Here is a 16,507-nt window from a genome sequence, read left to right as displayed (position 1 = left end):
CAACCGGCGGCCTACCCCGAGCGGGTCAGCGCGTCAGCCACGCCGCCCACGAGTACACGACAGCGGCTATCGCGGCCACTGCGAGCGTCAGGTGTTCCAGCGCTGCGCCGAGTACGAAATCCGACGGCAGCAGCGGCACCACGAACGCGCACCACAGGGTGACCAGCACCGTGAATCCGAGTGTGGCCTCGCCGATCACGGCCGTCGTCGTGGCCGCGGCGCGCCGATTACGCCCGACGACGGGCACCAACACGATCAGCACGATGGCCACAATCGACACCACGAGATTGATCCGGATGCCGGACGAGAAAGGCCATTCCACTCGCACGTGTCCGCCCTCGCGCAACGCCTCTGTGTCGAGGGTGTTGCTGAACTGCAAGGCGACCACGATCATCGGCCCCACAGTGCTGTGGGGCGAGAGACAAGGTTCTGCGCAGGCTGCATGATCGACCGGTTGGTGCCCTAGAGCCGCAGCACCTCGCGCAAGCCGAGCAGCAGCAACAACGACGCCAGACCGAACGCCGCACCGTTGAGCTGCTGCTCATGCGCGGCAACCGGACCGTTCGACCGACCCGAAAGGATCGCATAGCTGAACGCGAGGATCAGCAGCGAGAAGAACGCGCTCGTGAACACGATCACGCCGCTCGCCCCTGCAGCCTCGGCATCGTCGTCGCGGGTGTCCTGGTCGAGCGGCAACAGCACCGCCAGCAGCGCGAAGCCCGCGAGCAGGCCGGCCACCGTCGAATACCAGCCCGCTGCCGCAGCGATGTCGAACGAAGCAACCTCGGCGGTCAGCACCGCGCGTCGCCCATCCCTCTCATGAGTTCACACAACTGCATCACCACATTCGGCCTCACGCGCTCGAACACCGCAACCCGAGAGCGCACTTCCGTACGCGATCTGTTCGCCGAGGGGTAGCTCACAGGGTCCGCGTGGATGAATCCCAGCGGTAGCGCTTACCGTGATTGTCATGCGCGTACTCGTCAGTGGAGGGGCCGGTTACATCGGCTCACACACCGTGATCCGACTCGTCGAAGCAGGACACGACGTCGTTGTCGTCGATGATTTCAGCAACGCCAAGCCGACGGTCGTCGGCCGACTCGAGGCCCTGACCGGCGTCCACATACCGGTCCACTCCTTCGACCTCACCGACGTCGACAAGACGGAGAAGTTCTTCGACCACGAGGACGTCGACGCCGCGATCCACTTCGCGGGGTTCAAGGCCGTCGGCGAGTCGGTGGCCAAGCCCCTCGAGTACTACGAGAACAACCTCGGCAGCACCTTCTCTCTGCTGCGCGCGATGCGACGCCACGACGTGCACCGGCTGGTGTTCTCGTCGTCGGCCACGGTCTACGGCGCAGAGCCGGTACTCCCGATGACCGAGGACTCCCCGACGTCGGCGACCAATCCGTACGGCTGGACCAAGGTGATGATCGAGCAGGTGCTGCGCGACGTCGCCGCGAGCGATCCCGCCTGGCGCATCGCCGCGCTGCGCTACTTCAACCCGGTCGGGGCCCACCCGAGCGGACAGATCGGCGAGGACCCCAGTGGCATCCCCAACAATCTGATGCCCTTCGTCGCACAGGTCGCGGTCGGGCGTCGTGAGAAGCTCTCGATCTTCGGCGACGACTACGACACCCCCGACGGCACCGGCGTGCGCGACTACATCCACGTCGACGACCTCGCCGCGGGGCACGTCGCGGCACTGGAACGGATCAGCGCAGGGTCCGAACCGATGTCGACGTGGAATCTCGGTACCGGACAAGGGGTTTCGGTACTGCAGGTGGTGCAGGCCTTCGAACGCGCCAGCGGTAAGCCGATCCCGTATGAGATCGCGCCGCGTCGAGCCGGCGACATCGCGGCGTCGTACGCCGACCCGACCAGGGCGAACAAAGAGCTGAACTGGTTCGCGGGCAAGACAATCGACGACATGTGCGTCGACACCTGGCGTTGGCAGTCGAACAACCCGGAGGGCTACCCAGACGCCTGAGGGTACGGCTCGCGGCAGATCAGCGCGGCCCGGTGAGTACGTTCTCGTTGACCCGATACACCGTGACGTTGCCCTGCCGGAACACTGGCGTCAGCCCCGGCGCGCCATGCTCGCGCAGCGCCAGGAACGGGTCTCCCTGCACGCCGTGCTCCGGGTCGGGGACACCGTTCTGGAACGGCCAATAGCTCGGCGGACTGTCGATGACGTAGTGCACCTTCATGTCGCGGACGATCTGATCGACGTGCGGGTCGGCACCGATTTGGGCTGTCCCCCAGTACAAGTCGCGCTGACGCTCGGAGAACTCGTTTGCCCGGTAGAACGAGAACAACGGGGTCAGCCCGGTCACCGGGTACAGCCACCCGGTGCCCTGATCGAGGTTGTTCAGGATCAGCGCGTCGTGCGCGTCGGGCTGACGATCGAGCCAGTGGTATGCGGCGAGATCGTCTCTGCCGACCAGCTTTTCACCCCGCTCCTTCGACGCGATCTGCGCATTCGACGGGTAGCGCCACACCGCAGCGCCCGCGATCACGACCAGCAGGACGGCGAATGTCACCGGAACAGCCCAACGTCGCTTCGTCGCAACGCGATCACCGGACCCCGATCGCGCCACCCACCGCGATACGGCCAGCGCCGCGATTCCCAGAGCGACGCCCGCGGCCGCCGCACAGAACAGTGCCACCACGAACGTCAGTCGGTGCGGCGAGTTGTAGAAGTAGCCGCCGATCACCCCGAGCGGCGCCGACAGCGGGCCAAGCGAGACAACCGAATTGGCGGTCACCAACACGAAGATCGCCCACGTCACCAGCCCGCCCCAGCACCGTAGCCACAGCAGCGCGAGTGCACCGAGCACGGTGAGGATCACCAGCCCCCACATCGGATAGTCCTGCGTCTGCAGCGGCACCGTGCCGTTGAACAGTGCCTGCGAAAGTCCTTCGAGCACACCGACCGTGTCGACACGGAAGTCGAAGAACGGCAGCGCGTTGGTGTCGGCGACGCGAATTGTGCCGAGCACCACCGGGAAGACCAGCACCACTGTCGCCAGCCCGGCAATCGCCAGGGCGACGAAGTCTCCGACGCGGCTGTGCACGGGCCGACGCAGCGCCTCGAACAGCCACCACACCCCGACGATCACACCCACCAGAATCAGACCGGACGGGTGCGTCGCCGTCACCCCGGAGACCGCGACGGCCGCGGGCAGCACCCGACGTCGATCACGCACCGCACTGATCGTGAGCACCGCGGCGATGGGCGCCATCGACACACCCACGGCATTCGGCAACGACGTCAACTGCACCTCGACATACGGCAGCGACGGGAACAGCGCCGCCACCGCGCCCGCGACACCCGCGATCAACGCCGACGTCGAGGTGTCGAAGCGGTGTCGCGCAAACCAGTACGCCAGCGATGCGACACCCAGCGTGACCGTGACCGCCAACGTCGCGGGCGAATACGTGTTGTACAGCTGGACCGGGTTCGCGCCGGTCAGCGGGAGCTCGAGGGCGCCGAGCGCGTGCCACGTATTCGGGTAGTAGTTGAAGCCGTGGGTGTCGTAGTTCATGAGCTCACCCATGCGCAACGACGACCCGACGCCGGTCTCATGAATCCAGCGCAGCGAACTCGCATGCCAGAGCGAATCCCAGACCTGAGGAATGCTGTTGAGTCCCGCGAAGGCCGTCTTGGCGATGGGCCTGATGCACGTGATCGCGATGATGATCGCCCCGAGTGCGATTCCGATACCGCCACCCAGTGCCGCACGCCAGCTCAGCGGAGCGTCGACCGTCCCGTCCTCCGAGGTCGACGTCGCGGCGGGTGCTGGAGCGATTCGACGTCCCACCCGCGTGCCGAGCAGCGCGGAATAGACCCAGGCCAGCGCAAATGCGACGAGCACGGCGACCAGCGCGGTGATGACGTTCCATTCGAAGCCGATCGCGCCGTAGAGCACGGTCGACACGCTCACGATCGCGAACGTGATGGGCGCGCCTGCCGCGATCGCGACGGGCCAACTCAGCGTCATCCGACGTCCGACACACGCCCCGGGAACAATGAGCAGGACGACGGTCACCACACTCACCCACGCCCCGAGCAGCACTGACACCCGTCCTCTCACTCACCCGGCCGGAACCGGATTCATCCCGGACCGACCAACCGGTCGACCTCGTGCAGGTTACCGCGCCACCCCGATGCCACCGTTGACCGTGTGTCCGTCACCCCTGGACGTCGGGTACTTGTAGTTCTACAATCTTTGTATGTCCACAACTACTTCCGTCGAGCTGACGCCGCGCAGGAAGATGGCAATCCTCGGCACCTGCTGCATGAGTCTGCTGATCGTGTCGATGGACGCCACCATCGTCAACGTCGCCCTGCCTGCGATCCGGACGGACCTGAACGCGAGCGTGTCGTCGTTGCAGTGGGTCATCGACATCTACACGCTGGTACTGGCCAGCCTGTTGATGGTGTCCGGAGCCACCGCCGACCGATACGGACGCAAACGCTTGTTTCAGATCGGTCTGGTCACGTTCGCGATCGGATCGCTGGCGTGCAGCCTGGCGCCGAGCGTCGGGGTTCTCATCGCCGCACGCGCCCTGCAGGCCGTCGGCGGTTCGATGCTCAACCCCGTGGCGATGTCGATCATCACGCAGATCTTCGTCGATCCTCGTGAGCGCGCCCGCGCGATCGGCGTGTGGGGATCGGTAGTCGGGATCTCGATGGCTGCCGGACCGATCGTCGGCGGCGTGCTCATCGACACCATCGGGTGGCGTGCGGTGTTCTGGATCAATCTGCCGATCTGCCTGATCGCGATCGTGCTCACCGCCATCCTGGTGCCCGAATCACGCTCGCCCATCATGCGCACACTCGATCCCATCGGACAGGCATTGGCGATGATCGCTCTCGGCGGCGCTGTCTACGGCCTCATCGAGGGACCTGGCCACGGGTGGGGATCAACACGCACCATCGTCGTATTCGTCGTCGCAGCAGTCGCTTTCGTCGGATTTCTCCTGTGGGAACGACGCCACGACGACCCGTTCATCGACCTCCGATTCTTCGGTAGCGTGCCGTTCGCGTCGGCAACCGTCATCGCCATCTGCGCGTTCGCCAACTGGGGTGGGTTCTTGTTCCTGATGTCGCTCTATCTCCAGGAAGATCGCGGGTTCAGCGCCGTCGGCACCGGCGCCATGCTCGTTCCGCCCGCGGTAGCGGTGTTGATCTGCTCGCCACTCTCCGGGCGCGCGGTGGGTCGCTGGGGCACGCGACCGTCGCTTGTGATTGCCGGGATCGCACTCCTCATCAGTTCGTCGATGATGCTCTTCATCGACGACGCCACCCCGATCCCCCTGCTGGCCTTCATGTTTTTCATCTTCGGACTCGGCTTCGGGATGATCAACGCGCCCATTACCAACTCCGCGGTCGCAGGCATGCCCCGACATCGCGCCGGAGCCGCCAGCGCCGTGGCATCGACGAGTCGTCAGATCGGCGTGAGTCTCGGTGTGGCACTTGCCGGTAGCGTCACCGGTTTGGCCGCGGCGCACACGGCCATCGACTTCTCGACGGCGATGACCGCCATGTGGTGGATCGTGATCGCCTTCAGCGCAGCGATTCTCGTCCTCGGCGTCGTGTCCACGACACCGTGGGCGCTGCGGACCGCGCGGACCGTCTCGGAGCGGCTGATCGAACCGGAGATGTCCCATGCCTGAACCCGAAGCGGCCCACGAGCACGGCACTATGTCGCACGACGAACCTGCGTCACGCGACGAGCCTGGCGGGCACGAAACCGGCCGACACGACGAACTGGTCGCGCAGGTCTGGCGTGAGCTGACTTCGTTCGTGACAGACTCACGCGACGCCTGGCGTCGCACGGTAGTAGCCGAAACAGGCTTGCCGTTCAGCAGGATTCGGGTGTTGAAGCTGTTACGCAACGGTCCGCTGACGATCACCGAGATCGCTCACGCGGCCACCATCGATACCCCTGCGGCGTCGGTCGCGGTGTCCGACCTCGAAGCCGCCGGCTATGTGGTCCGCGAGCCGTCGTCGAGCGACCGTCGTCGAAAAGAGGTGCGCCTCACCGACGCCGGACGCGAGGTTCTCCAGACCGTCTGGGACGTCGACGATCCCGCGCCCGACGTACTCACCACGGCTTCTACCGCCGAACTGGAACTGCTGCACCAGATGTTCACCAGGAGTTCCGAGCGCGAGGCCTGATCCCGGTCAGGCGGCCACGGCGTGCCGACGATGCCCGTACAGCGCGATGGCGAGACACAGCAGTGCCGCGACGATCCCGAAGATGAACATGTGCGTGTAGGTGACCGCGTGCCAGAACTCGGTGATCAACGCCAGCACAGCCGGAATCGCGAACCCCAGGTAGGTGACGCTGTAGAACACCGCGGTGAGGCCGGCGAGGTCGTTGCGGCCGCTGCGAGCCGCGATGCGTTGCACCTCGAGTAGACCTGCGATCATCGCCATGCCGTAGCCGCAGCCGAGAACCGTCGCAGCGACCAGCGACATCCAGATCGTCAACATGTGAGCGGCCAACGCCGCCAACGCCATTCCGACGGCCAGCACCGTGAGTGCGGCGGCGACGCCGCGCACACCGTCGGGGTTGTCGATGCGACGTCCCAGCGACTGGATACCGAAACCCGCCGCAAGTCCGAGCACACAGCACAGCGCGGCGAATGCGATAGGCGCTCCGGCGGTGCGCGCCGACATCAGCGCGGGGATGATCGCGTACGCCGACGCGCATGCGCCGAACACCCAGGGAGCAACCGGCAGCACCACGAACAAGAACCGACGGTGTGCTGCCGACGGGATCTTCAGGTCGTCGACGAGTCGCCCGGGAGTGGCGCTGGGCGAACGTGTTTCGGGCGCGCGGACGAGCAGGAGCACCAAGGCGATCGCCGCGAGCGAGATGTTCACCACGTAGGCGAGCACGTGCGGCCACGGGGCCCACTGAGCCAGCGCACCGGCGACGCCCGCACCGATGCCGAATCCGGCGGTAAGGCTCATCGCGGCGCGTCGGGCCCCGGAGGCCGCGCCGGCGCCGCCACGAACCGACAACTCCGTGATCCAACTGCCACCGACCGCCATCGACAGTCCCAGCGCAATTCCGCTGAACACTCGACCGATCGACAGCAGCACAACGGAATTCGCACCGAGTGCGAGAAGCAGCGACCCCACCGCCGCAAACACCGGCGCGGGCAACATCAGCGGACGGCGCCCGTACCGATCCGACAGCGGACCACCGATCAACAGCGACGGCACGATGCCCACGACATAGAGGAACAGCAACGCATCGACAGCGACGGCCCCGAAGTTGCCCGTTTCGCGGTACATCACGAGCAGCGGCGTGAATTCGTTTCCGCCCCAGGCAGATGCGAAGACGGCGAGCGCCACCGCGATCCACGCGGTGCGACGAACCGTCGGACCGGTCACTGTGGGAGTGGCGTTGTCTGCGGTGGTCGTCACCGTTGTCCTTCCTCTGCGTGGGTGCCGCGCGCGTCGGTCGTGTGGGTGGCGCTCGCGGCGGTCGCGTGCACGGCGTAGACATCGTCGATGCGATGAACACCCGCGACGTGGTCGACGAGCAGTGATGTGAATCTGTCGGCGTCTGCGCATTCGATGGCGTCGACGAGCGCGGTGTGTTCGGCAATGATCCGCGGTGTGACGGTCGGCTCCCGGTGCACGCTCGCGGTGGTCATGCGCCGCTGACGTTCTGCGAGACCGAGGTAGAAGTCGGCAAGTACCCCGTTGGCTCCGGCCGAGACGATGCGCTGGTGGAACTGCGCGTCGACGCGGGCAAAGTCGGCGATGTCGTCCGGCTCTACCTTCGCGTGCGCGGCAAGGTTGCGGCGCAGGTCCGCCACCAGGTCGCCGGTCGGCAGACCGCGAGCGACGAGTCCGCGCACCGCGTGTGACTCGATGAGAATCCGAGCGTCGACAACGTCGCGGGCCTCAGTGTCGGTCACCGGCAGCACCAGCGCGCCGCGCTTCGGGTACAGCCGCATCCAGCCTTCTGCCTGCAACCGAAGGAACGCCTCACGCACCGGGGTGCGACTGACCTCGCAGCGCTGTGCCACCTCGCCCTCGCTGATCAACTCTCCGCCCGCGATGACGTTGGTCAGGATGAGTTCCTTGACCTCCTCGTATACGCGGTCGGCCGCCGATGTCGCGCTCAGATCCAACATAGATACAAGTTGTACTCCCGATTGCTTAGCGAGTCGAATCTTTGTGACCTACTCGGCGACGCGCGATAACGATTTGTCCGACAGAAGCACGACATGCCTCGCCGGCACCGCGCCATGCCGGCTGAGCTGTCCCGTTTTCGGGCTCTCCCGTTCCGGGCTCTCCCGTTTTCAGTCATTTCTGATCCTTCTCGGCGAGCCGACCTGGGCTTTTGCCGCCGGACCCCTCTGAAAATGACTGAAAACGGGAGCGGTCCGGAACCTTTGCGGACGGAGAACGTCCAAATGCCATGGTTATTCGACCTCCGGTGAACCCCGACCTCACTCCCGATGCGCTTCCGCTCGGCGCGATCGATCCCGATGCGGTCAACCTCGGCGTCTTTTCTCGGCCGGAGCTCCGTGCACGCGGGCTCACCGACGCCGACCTGCGCAGAAAGGTACGTCGCGGCGAACTCCTCATTCCCCGCCGCGGCTGGTACGCCCAGCCCGAAGCCGACCCGGACGCCGTGACTGCAGCCAAACGCTATGGCGCACTCTCCTGCGCGTCGGCGCTCACCAAGCACAAGTTGTGGGTGCCGCCCGGATACGACTCGCTGCACGTGCGCGCGGGCAAGAGCGCGTCGCCGAGGCGCGCGGACTACTGCACACTTCCCGGCGCACCACTGCCCGTCACCACCATCACCGACACCATCGGTCTGTCTCTGGTGTGCGCCGCGGGCTGCATGAAAGACGACGACACGATCGCCACACTCGATTCGGCGATGCACACGCTCGGCATCGATGTCGACGACCTTCGGCTGAAGCTTCCCCAGACGAGTCCGCTCATCGAGGCCCTGCTTCTCGAATGCGATCCGCGGTCGATGTCCGGGACCGAGAGTCTGACCCGAGTCCGTTGTCGCCGAGCCGGTTTCGAGGTCGAGGTACAACCCGAAATCTCCGAAGCCGAGCACGCCGACCTGCGGATCGGCCGACTCCTGATCGAATGCGACAGCAAGCTCTACCACCTCAGCCCGGCGAACTACACCAACGATCGACACCGCGACCGCAGATCACTCACACAGGGTCGACCCACCCTCCGGCTGACCTATGACGACGTGCTGTATGGCTGGGACCAAACCCTCGACGACATCACTGAGATCGTGGGCTTTTTCGCGCAGTAACGGGCGCGCTACGCGCCGACGTAACCCTTGTCGTCGCGCTCCTGCCAGGTACACAGGCACACCTCGTTGCCCTCGGCGTCGGCGAGTACCCACCACGAGGGCGCGAACTCGTCCGTGACGAGCGTGCCACCGGCGTCGAGTGCGGCACTCAGTCGGCCCTCCACCTCGTCGTGCGGGATCCAGAAGTCGAGGTGTATCCGGTTGCGTTCCGAGCGCTCGCTGTCCATCTGTTGGAACCAGATTGCGGGGAGACGGCCGGCGGGGTCGACGAGGTCGGCTGCTTCGAGGTCGCGCGCGTCGCCGTCGAGTTGCTTGTAACCGAGCACGGCCGACCAGAAGGGTCGGATCTTGTCGATGTCGAGGGCGTCGATGGCGACGTCGAAGCGGGCCTCCGGTGTGGACAGTGGCTCGAGCTCGAGCTCGCGGGCGATCTGCGCGATGAGGTTCGCCAGCCCGACGTCGGCTTCGGTGATGCGGTGCGCACTGTGCGTCGACAGAGTGAGATGGATTGTGCCGTAACGCAGATCGATGTCGGGGTGGTGGTCGGCGATCTCCGCTTCCTGTGCGATCCGATGGAGGAAGCGCACGCCACGGGCCATCGATCCGGTGTCGTACCCCGCACGCACGCTGTTGCCGATGACCCGCCAGGGGTCGGACAGCCGTGTGGAGGCGTCTGCTGCGGTGACGGGCTTTCGTGGAGAAGGGGCCATAGCCCGACGGTACGGCGGATCGTCGTATGTGGGTCGCGGTTGTGTCCGATCGAGATGAACTGGTTGTCGGGAGTTCACGCAGTTCTTCGTCAACTGCCGCGAGACGGCACATTCTGGGATGATCGAAGGCATGCACACACGCGCATGCCTTCGATGCGCTGGTGCTCGCGGTAGCAGGTCTGGTGGCGACATCATTCGGAGCCGGCGCGGCACTCGCCGACCCGTTCCCGGTGACCACCGACGTGGTGGCCGCCCAACGCGACGGGCTGACCGGGCCCGCCGACGCCGCCCCCGCCGGCGCGAATCGACCCGACTGTCACGATCGATACGACCGCGATCCCGTCATCCTGGTGCACGGCACGACCTCGAATCAGTCGTCAGCGTGGTCATTCCTCGCTCCGACGCTGGCCAACGCGGGTTTTTGTGTCTACACCTTCACCTTCGGCCAGGTACCGGGAAGCGGTTCGGTCGGCGGACTGGCGCCTAGGGCAGAGTCGACGCAGCAACTCGCCACCTTCATCGACCACGTCCGTCGCGCGACCGGGGCGCACACCGTCGACCTCGTCGGACACTCGCAGGGCGCAGCGGTTGCGCAGTCGGTCACGCAGTTGCCCGGCAGGGCCGCACAGATCGGCACCATCGTCGACGTCTCGGGGGCGAATCGCGGGTACTCGTTCGGCGGGAAACCCACGCCGAACGGCGAGGGCGATAACGGACCCAACCACCCGAAGATCCGGTACGTCAACCTCGCCACCACGCACGACGAGGTGGTGTTCCCGCTGCGTAACGCACTGATGGAGCCCGCGCCGAACGTCACGAACGTCGTCGTGCAGAACGTGTGCCCGGCGTCGAAGGTCGGGCATCTGGGCATGATCTACTCGCCGACCGTGGCCGCGCTGGTACAGAACGCACTGGACCCGAGCTCGCCGGTCGCGGTCCCGTGCGGCCGCGACTTCCCATTCTGAGCGCGTGCCCCTTGCCCATCTCGGTGCCGGTTTTGGTTCCACAGACGCGGCTCGCTACACTCGTGAGCGCTGCCTCGCGCAGCACGCCGCCTTAGCTCAGTCGGTAGAGCGATTCACTCGTAATGAATAGGTCAGGAGTTCGATTCTCCTAGGCGGCTCCAGTGCCCTCTGGCCACACCAACGGCTACGATTCTTCGGACGCGGTGACCTTCTGGTGGTCATCACGACCGGAAGGGCAGACGCTGACGCTACCACCGGGACCGCAGCCTATCGGCGGTCCAGGCAGGCAAGACGGACAGGCTGCCGCTCGTGTCCTCGACGCCGAGTATGCCTCCGACGCAGCAATTCTCGACGATGAGAGTCGGCACATAATCTCCCTCTGGCAGCGCGACGACCGCACGTACCAAGAATTTCAACGTGTCGCCCGCGGGGAGTCCGACGACGCGCTCATGGTCGAACGGGCCGACATTCTCGATGTACTGATCGAGCGACATCGGTTGGCGCAAAGAGTGCTCGTTTACCGGGGCGTTCGCAGCGCTCCGAAGGTATTCGGGTTGGATACGAGCGCCCTCAGTGACCTGATTGGCCAGACCGTTCCTCTATCGGGCTACTTCGCAACGTCGGTTCACCGGGCCGTCGCCGCCAACGAGTTCACTCGTCCACCTTCTAGTCCCGGACCGGCGTTGCTTGAGCTCGAGGTGCCCGCTGGAACACCAGCGCTATGGATACCTCCGCTGGGCGACGGTGCGCTCGCATACCAAGGCGAGTTACTGCTCTCGTCGTACGTTGTTCTTCAGATTCTAGGCGTCGACGAAGCGGGATCGCTTCCCACGATTCGCGCCGTCATAGTGACGCACTGATTCGTGTAGCCGTACACTCGGTATGGATCAACGAGAACATGGGTTTGATCTGAAATCTGTGTCGAACCGCGGGATGGAATCATGGGTATTGCGAATCGTCTTTGGGACGACAGCGTCTATGTCCCTGTCGACGTCGATCTCCCGCAGCCCGCAATGGCAGGTCAACTGCTGACCATTCTCCACTTGCTCGATGCGCCCCGCGAGCAGCAGGTCGAAGGTGTTCGAACATGGCTGCAAACAAATGAGCCGAGCAAGGGCCTGCAAATCAGTCTGGAGCGACGCGGACTGGGTGCCCCGCTGAGCCAGCCGTAAACCGCGAACACCAGCGCAACAGTGCTGGCGCCTGATCACCCGTAGTACGCGAACTCGCAGGTCGGGTTGGGCTCGGTCTTGTAGGCGACCAGGCTGCTGCCCATCATGATCGTGCAGCTCACCTCGCCGCCGCCGGTCACGCTGACGCTCGACGAGACCTTGTCGTACACCGGGTAGTCCTTGCTCCACGGCAGCGTCACCGCGGTCTCGGTGGTCTCCGGTCCGCCGTTGATGCGATAGCGGATCGTGACGGGCGTCGAACCGCCGATCACTTTCATCGTCGCGGTGCCCACCGACGGTCCCGTCGGCTGAGCCGCGGAGGACTCAGCAGCGCTAGTCGCAACGTCTGTGGCACTCGAATTCGATTGCGCCACCGGCTCACCCGACGATGAGCAACCAGCAAGTGACAGCACGAGGGCTGCACCACAACAGATTCCGACCTTCGTCCTCTTCGACATGCGAGGAGTGTAATGCGCTGAGCGCCCTATGCCACGCGAGTCATCCACAGGCTCGACGGACAACAACGCACGATGCGGCCGGACCCAGCCCGTGGTCCGACCGCGTCGTGCACTCTTCAGATGATCTCCGGCGAGCAGGATCAGGCAGCGAACACCGCCAGACGTCGGGGCTGTTCCACCGACGAGTAATGCGACGCGTCGCCCTGGATGATCTGACTCTGCTGGCCGTTGACGTCGACGGGCACGTCTCCGGCCAGGGTGATCCGATGCAGCTGACGCTTCTGGTTGCCGAAGTCGGCGATGCCGTAGTGCTGGGTGGCGCGATTGTCCCAGATCACCAGGTCTCCGTAGCTCCAATACCAGCGGAAGGTGTTCTCCAGCTTGGTGATCCGGGCCTGCAGCAGCTGATAGAGATTCGCGAACTCCGACGCCTTCAGGCCACGGAACTCCTTGGCGAAGTGGCCGAGCAGCAGGCTGCGCTCTCCGGTCTCCGGGTGCACGCGGACGACGGGATGCAACGTCTCGTACTCGGAGCTGGTGAACTCGGCGTAGTGCTCCTCCTTCTGCACAACGTCGACGCCGCCGGACGGCTCCTTCTGTCCCACATAGTCGTACAGGTTGGAGTGCGTGGCCCACAGTTCCTCGACGAGCGAACGCAGCGGCTTGGGCAACTGCTCGTAGGCGGCGACGGTCGATGCCCAGGTGGTCGCACCGCCATAGGCAGGCAACACAATTGGCCGCAGCAACGACGCCTTGGGGATGCGATCGACAAAGGTCACGTCCGTGTGCCAACTGTTCGCGGCGCCTTCGATGGTGAGCAGCTGATCACCACGCGACGTCACGGTCGGATGCGGTGCAGTCGGCTCACCGAGCAACGACGCGAACGCGTACTGGGTCTCGTCGTCGAGGTGGTCCTGCCCGGTGAAGGCGATGACCTTGTTGACGGCGAGCGCGGTGCGGATCGCCTCGACCTGCTCGGCGGACAGATCACCGCCGAGACGGACGCCCTCGACCTTGGCGCCGATGTTCTCGCCGAGCTTGGTCACGGTGATCGACGCGTCGTCGTAGAGAGCTTGGGCAGCGGAATCGCTGTCGGTGCGTTGTTCGATGTCGGTCAGTGTCACTGGTGTACTCCTTGGCTGATTTCTTGGCTGATGTCGTCGTTACTTCGATTTCTCCACTGATCGGCGCGCGGCGAAAGGTTCTCGCCCACACCGATTACAACCTTGTGCCGCTGCGGTACTCAGTCGGCGCGATACTCGGTCGACGTAATACTCAGTCGGCGTGATACTCGGCGCTCTCATCGATCTCGCGGCGGACATCGGCCGGAACCCGTACGGCGCCCGGTCGGTAGGTCACCGCGCGCAGTGCGCGGCCGAAGCGGAACACGCCGCGCCGCTCCCGCAGTTCCAGATCGACGGGACCGCGCGCGTCGAGCCCCACGGAGATCCCCGTCCACGGGGCCATGCCCACGAGTTGGAACTGGTTGTCCAACTTGGCGATTACCTCGACTTGCCCGCCGACCGACGCCTCGAGAACGAAGTCCCATCGCACCTGTGGTGTCGCGACGGCACCGAGCGCAAGGGTGTCCACGCCGTCGGGTAGCTCGCCGGACACACGCGCGATGCGGCCGTAGCTGTTGAACACGAAATGCGCTGTGCCGTCTTCGATGTAGAGCAGATAGCCGCCCTGCGGATCACCGTGGGCGACCAGCACACCTTCGTCGGCGCGCGTCCAGTCGCGCAACTCGATCTCGATGTCGAAGTCGCGGTACGCGATGAGCTTGCTCGAACGGTACCGCTCGAGCGTCGGAGTGCCGGCGAGTATGCGCACCGGGTCGCTGTAGCGTTCTTCGTCGGGTCGTCGACGTCCCTGGTCGGCGGGCGAATCGTACAGCGGGAACACAGTATTGCGCCATGCGGCTTCGTCCCACGCGCGAGCGAGTTCTGCAACGACGTCCGGGTGTTCCGCGGCGACGTCGTGCGTCTCCGCGGGATCGGTTGTCACGTCGTAGAGTTCCCACTCCGGGTCGTCGACGCGATCGGGGTCCCTGTGCAGCGACAGCAGTTTCCACCCGTCCCGATAGAACCCGCGGTGTCCGCCGAACTCGGCGTACTGCTCGGTGTGGTCCGAACTCGCTGCCTGATCGCGCAAAAACCCTGCGGCACTGACACCGTCGCGCGATTGCGCGGGTTTACCGTGCCGTTCGGTCGGCGCCTCGACGCCCGCCAACTCGAGCAGCGTCGGCACAAGATCTGTCACGTAGGCATACTGTCGGCGAACACCGCTGTCGTCCGCGTCGCGCGGCAGGCCGTCGGGCCACGACAGCACGAACGGCACCCGCACACCTCCGGCAAAGGTCTGCCCCTTGTAGAAGCGGAAGGGCGTGTTCGACGCCTGGCCCCACCCGCGCGGATAGTGCACACCGAGAGCCGCGCTGCCGATCAGATTCTCGTCATGGGGGACGTCGCGCTCCCAGTCCGACGGCACCGGTCCGTGCACGAATTGGCTGAAGTACGAACGGGTTCCGACCGGACCACCCTCGGCGGTACCACCGTTGTCGGACGTGAACACGATGATCGTGTTGTCGAGTTCGCCGAGCTCGGTCAGGGTGTCGACGATGCGTCCGACGCTCTGATCGACCGAATCAACCATGGCCGCATAGACCTCCTGGTACTTCGCGAAGCGTTCCTGCTCGGCAACGTCGAGCTCATCCCACGGTGGAGCGTCGTAGCCGGGCTCGGTGTTGCGCTCGGCGATCGGAGTGCCCTCGTCGAACAGACCTTGCTCGACCTGTCGGTCGAATCGTCTCTGGCGCACAGCATCCCACCCGTCCGCGTACTTTCCGCGATACTTCTCGAGGTCGGACTCCTTGACCTGGTGCGGACCGTGCATGGCGATATGCGCGAAGTAGAGGAAGAAGGGCTTCTCGGCATCGTGCGCGCGCAGCGACTTGATCTGCGCGACAGCACGATCGGTGAGATCGTCGGTGACGTAGTAGTCATCGGGGTACTCGTCGACGTCGACGACCGAATTGTCGGCGATGAGCTGGTTGGGATAGAAGAACGAGTTCAGCCCTTCGAGCGAACCGTAATAGGAGTCGAACCCGCGCTGCAGCGGCCACGAATCGCGCGTACGGCCGGGGCTCATGTTGGCGTCGCGGGCGAGGTGCCACTTACCGACCGCATACGTCGCATAGCCGTTGGCGCGCAGTATCTCCGGAAGCGAGAGCACGTCGTCGGCGAGTTCGAGGCGCAGACCGGGGAAGCCCGGATCGGAGTTCGCCACACTGCCGTAGCCGGCACGGTGCGGGTTGAGCCTCGTCAGCAGAGCGGCCCGAGCCGGCGAACAGACCGGCGTCGTGTGGTAATTCGACAGTCGAAATCCACGCTCTGCGAGCGCCGCGATGTTGGGGGTATCGATCTCCGCGCCGAACGGCGAGATATCGGAGTAGCCCATGTCGTCGATGAGCACGACGACGATGTTCGGAGCACCCACCGGCGCGCTCGGTTCGGGCTTCCACCAGGGCGTCGACTGCGACGACGTACGACCGACCCGACCCTCGAAACCTTCGTAACCCCGTGCGTAGTCGGGTATTTCGCTGTTTCCGTCTGCCATCGTCACTCCTCCACGATCGTGCGACCACCGCTGTCCGCGGTTGCGCATCACACACCATTCGCACGGCCGGCCGGTCTGTCAACCCTTTCTCCGACGTTGCCGAGAAAGGCGTCATCAGCTTGAAGTCGCCACCCGAATGCCCTCACAGTTGCTCGTATTCGACAACGCACACCGACCCGCGGCCGTGCGTCGTGTGGCCGATGTCGGGATCGGCTCCTGCCGCATCACCGACTACCGCCAGCGTCGCAGCTCCCATCCCAT

At 65.2% G+C, this 16,507-nt stretch carries 16 protein-coding genes and 1 tRNA gene; 7 read left to right on the top strand and 10 right to left on the bottom strand.

What is annotated here, in order from left to right; genetic code table 11:
• Nucleotides 1-25: 25 nt before the first annotated feature.
• A complete protein-coding gene (locus tag A5766_RS08865) occupies nucleotides 26-394 on the bottom strand; it encodes a hypothetical protein (RefSeq protein WP_005206729.1) in 369 nt (122 codons plus the stop codon).
• A gap of 68 nt (nucleotides 395-462) precedes the next feature.
• Nucleotides 463-798 (bottom strand): hypothetical protein, encoded by a 336-nt coding sequence (locus A5766_RS08860; RefSeq protein ID WP_005206730.1) that lies wholly within the window; start codon nucleotides 796-798, stop codon nucleotides 463-465.
• Nucleotides 799-970: 172 nt separating this feature from the next.
• Here A5766_RS08860 and galE point away from each other — a divergent pair, with 172 nt between their 5' ends.
• The gene (gene galE / locus A5766_RS08855; RefSeq protein WP_039855954.1) at nucleotides 971-1,990 is read left to right on the top strand and encodes a UDP-glucose 4-epimerase GalE; all 1,020 of its coding nucleotides are present in this window, start codon (nucleotides 971-973) and stop codon (nucleotides 1,988-1,990) included.
• Between the two features lie 19 nt (nucleotides 1,991-2,009).
• On the opposite strand, the gene A5766_RS08850 is transcribed toward galE, so the two are convergent.
• A complete protein-coding gene (locus A5766_RS08850) occupies nucleotides 2,010-4,079 on the bottom strand; it encodes a DUF6541 family protein (protein WP_064904296.1) in 2,070 nt (689 codons plus the stop codon).
• Nucleotides 4,080-4,236: 157 nt separating this feature from the next.
• Between A5766_RS08850 and A5766_RS08845 the strand changes: the two genes are divergently transcribed.
• Together A5766_RS08845 and A5766_RS08840 are read left to right on the top strand one after the other, a co-directional pair.
• Nucleotides 4,237-5,682 (top strand): MFS transporter, encoded by a 1,446-nt coding sequence (locus A5766_RS08845; protein WP_039855955.1) that lies wholly within the window; start codon nucleotides 4,237-4,239, stop codon nucleotides 5,680-5,682.
• Nucleotides 5,675-6,187 carry a MarR family winged helix-turn-helix transcriptional regulator gene (locus tag A5766_RS08840; protein WP_082965479.1) on the top strand — a complete coding sequence of 171 codons (513 nt, stop codon included), beginning with the start codon at nucleotides 5,675-5,677 and terminating at the stop codon, nucleotides 6,185-6,187. The genes A5766_RS08845 and A5766_RS08840 overlap by 8 nt, the downstream gene beginning before the upstream one ends.
• A gap of 6 nt (nucleotides 6,188-6,193) precedes the next feature.
• On the opposite strand, the gene A5766_RS08835 is transcribed toward A5766_RS08840, so the two are convergent.
• Together A5766_RS08835 and A5766_RS08830 are read right to left on the bottom strand one after the other, a co-directional pair.
• Complete coding sequence (locus tag A5766_RS08835) at nucleotides 6,194-7,447, bottom strand: MFS transporter (RefSeq protein ID WP_442902951.1); 1,254 nt, start codon at nucleotides 7,445-7,447, stop codon at nucleotides 6,194-6,196.
• On the bottom strand, nucleotides 7,444-8,166 hold the full coding sequence (locus tag A5766_RS08830; RefSeq protein WP_064904286.1) for a GntR family transcriptional regulator: 723 nt from the start codon (nucleotides 8,164-8,166) through the stop codon (nucleotides 7,444-7,446). Before A5766_RS08830 ends, A5766_RS08835 begins: the two co-directional genes overlap by 4 nt.
• 287 nt (nucleotides 8,167-8,453) lie before the next feature.
• Between A5766_RS08830 and A5766_RS08825 the strand changes: the two genes are divergently transcribed.
• Nucleotides 8,454-9,323 carry a type IV toxin-antitoxin system AbiEi family antitoxin domain-containing protein gene (locus tag A5766_RS08825; RefSeq protein WP_005206737.1) on the top strand — a complete coding sequence of 290 codons (870 nt, stop codon included), beginning with the start codon at nucleotides 8,454-8,456 and terminating at the stop codon, nucleotides 9,321-9,323.
• A gap of 8 nt (nucleotides 9,324-9,331) precedes the next feature.
• Here A5766_RS08825 and A5766_RS08820 read toward each other — a convergent pair whose 3' ends face one another.
• Nucleotides 9,332-10,033: a VOC family protein gene (locus A5766_RS08820; protein WP_005206738.1), complete on the bottom strand. Its 702-nt coding sequence runs from the start codon at nucleotides 10,031-10,033 to the stop codon at nucleotides 9,332-9,334.
• A gap of 182 nt (nucleotides 10,034-10,215) precedes the next feature.
• On the opposite strand from A5766_RS08820, the gene A5766_RS08815 reads away from it, so the two are divergent.
• Together A5766_RS08815 and A5766_RS08810 are read left to right on the top strand one after the other, a co-directional pair.
• Complete coding sequence (locus tag A5766_RS08815) at nucleotides 10,216-10,998, top strand: esterase/lipase family protein (protein ID WP_231894586.1); 783 nt, start codon at nucleotides 10,216-10,218, stop codon at nucleotides 10,996-10,998.
• A gap of 85 nt (nucleotides 10,999-11,083) precedes the next feature.
• Nucleotides 11,084-11,159, top strand: a tRNA-Thr gene (locus tag A5766_RS08810).
• Nucleotides 11,160-11,246: 87 nt separating this feature from the next.
• Here the strand turns inward: A5766_RS08810 and A5766_RS08805 are convergent.
• The gene (locus A5766_RS08805; RefSeq protein WP_156527415.1) at nucleotides 11,247-11,504 is read right to left on the bottom strand and encodes a hypothetical protein; all 258 of its coding nucleotides are present in this window, start codon (nucleotides 11,502-11,504) and stop codon (nucleotides 11,247-11,249) included.
• Nucleotides 11,505-11,939: 435 nt separating this feature from the next.
• Here A5766_RS08805 and A5766_RS08795 point away from each other — a divergent pair, with 435 nt between their 5' ends.
• Complete coding sequence (locus A5766_RS08795) at nucleotides 11,940-12,170, top strand: hypothetical protein (protein WP_005208351.1); 231 nt, start codon at nucleotides 11,940-11,942, stop codon at nucleotides 12,168-12,170.
• Nucleotides 12,171-12,205: 35 nt separating this feature from the next.
• Here A5766_RS08795 and A5766_RS23815 read toward each other — a convergent pair whose 3' ends face one another.
• The 3 genes from A5766_RS23815 to A5766_RS08780 all read right to left on the bottom strand — a co-directional run bounded on the left by A5766_RS23815 (nucleotide 12,206) and on the right by A5766_RS08780 (nucleotide 16,246).
• Nucleotides 12,206-12,628: a hypothetical protein gene (locus A5766_RS23815; RefSeq protein ID WP_039856744.1), complete on the bottom strand. Its 423-nt coding sequence runs from the start codon at nucleotides 12,626-12,628 to the stop codon at nucleotides 12,206-12,208.
• A gap of 140 nt (nucleotides 12,629-12,768) precedes the next feature.
• Nucleotides 12,769-13,752: a TauD/TfdA dioxygenase family protein gene (locus A5766_RS08785; protein ID WP_064904279.1), complete on the bottom strand. Its 984-nt coding sequence runs from the start codon at nucleotides 13,750-13,752 to the stop codon at nucleotides 12,769-12,771.
• 151 nt (nucleotides 13,753-13,903) lie between these two features.
• On the bottom strand, nucleotides 13,904-16,246 hold the full coding sequence (locus A5766_RS08780) for a sulfatase-like hydrolase/transferase (RefSeq protein ID WP_005208348.1): 2,343 nt from the start codon (nucleotides 16,244-16,246) through the stop codon (nucleotides 13,904-13,906).
• Nucleotides 16,247-16,507: the final 261 nt, after the last annotated feature.

The organism is Gordonia sp. 852002-51296_SCH5728562-b (genome assembly GCF_001665475.1).
Taxonomy (GTDB): Bacteria; Actinomycetota; Actinomycetes; order Mycobacteriales; family Mycobacteriaceae; genus Gordonia; species Gordonia sputi.
Note: the sequence above shows the minus strand (reverse complement) of the source record. Positions and strands in the feature narration are given on the sequence as shown.

What these genes read in the sequence shown, in the direction of transcription:
- A5766_RS08865 (WP_005206729.1), bottom strand. Translation starts at nt 394, where the DNA reads ATGATCGTGGTCGCCTTGCAGTTCAGCAACACCCTCGACACAGAGGCG.
- galE (WP_039855954.1), top strand. Translation starts at nt 971, where the DNA reads ATGCGCGTACTCGTCAGTGGAGGGGCCGGTTACATCGGCTCACACACC.
- A5766_RS08845 (WP_039855955.1), top strand. Translation starts at nt 4,237, where the DNA reads ATGTCCACAACTACTTCCGTCGAGCTGACGCCGCGCAGGAAGATGGCA.
- A5766_RS08840 (WP_082965479.1), top strand. Translation starts at nt 5,675, where the DNA reads ATGCCTGAACCCGAAGCGGCCCACGAGCACGGCACTATGTCGCACGAC.
- A5766_RS08830 (WP_064904286.1), bottom strand. Translation starts at nt 8,166, where the DNA reads ATGTTGGATCTGAGCGCGACATCGGCGGCCGACCGCGTATACGAGGAG.
- A5766_RS08825 (WP_005206737.1), top strand. Translation starts at nt 8,454, where the DNA reads ATGGTTATTCGACCTCCGGTGAACCCCGACCTCACTCCCGATGCGCTT.
- A5766_RS08820 (WP_005206738.1), bottom strand. Translation starts at nt 10,033, where the DNA reads ATGGCCCCTTCTCCACGAAAGCCCGTCACCGCAGCAGACGCCTCCACA.
- A5766_RS08795 (WP_005208351.1), top strand. Translation starts at nt 11,940, where the DNA reads ATGGGTATTGCGAATCGTCTTTGGGACGACAGCGTCTATGTCCCTGTC.
- A5766_RS23815 (WP_039856744.1), bottom strand. Translation starts at nt 12,628, where the DNA reads ATGTCGAAGAGGACGAAGGTCGGAATCTGTTGTGGTGCAGCCCTCGTG.
- A5766_RS08780 (WP_005208348.1), bottom strand. Translation starts at nt 16,246, where the DNA reads ATGGCAGACGGAAACAGCGAAATACCCGACTACGCACGGGGTTACGAA.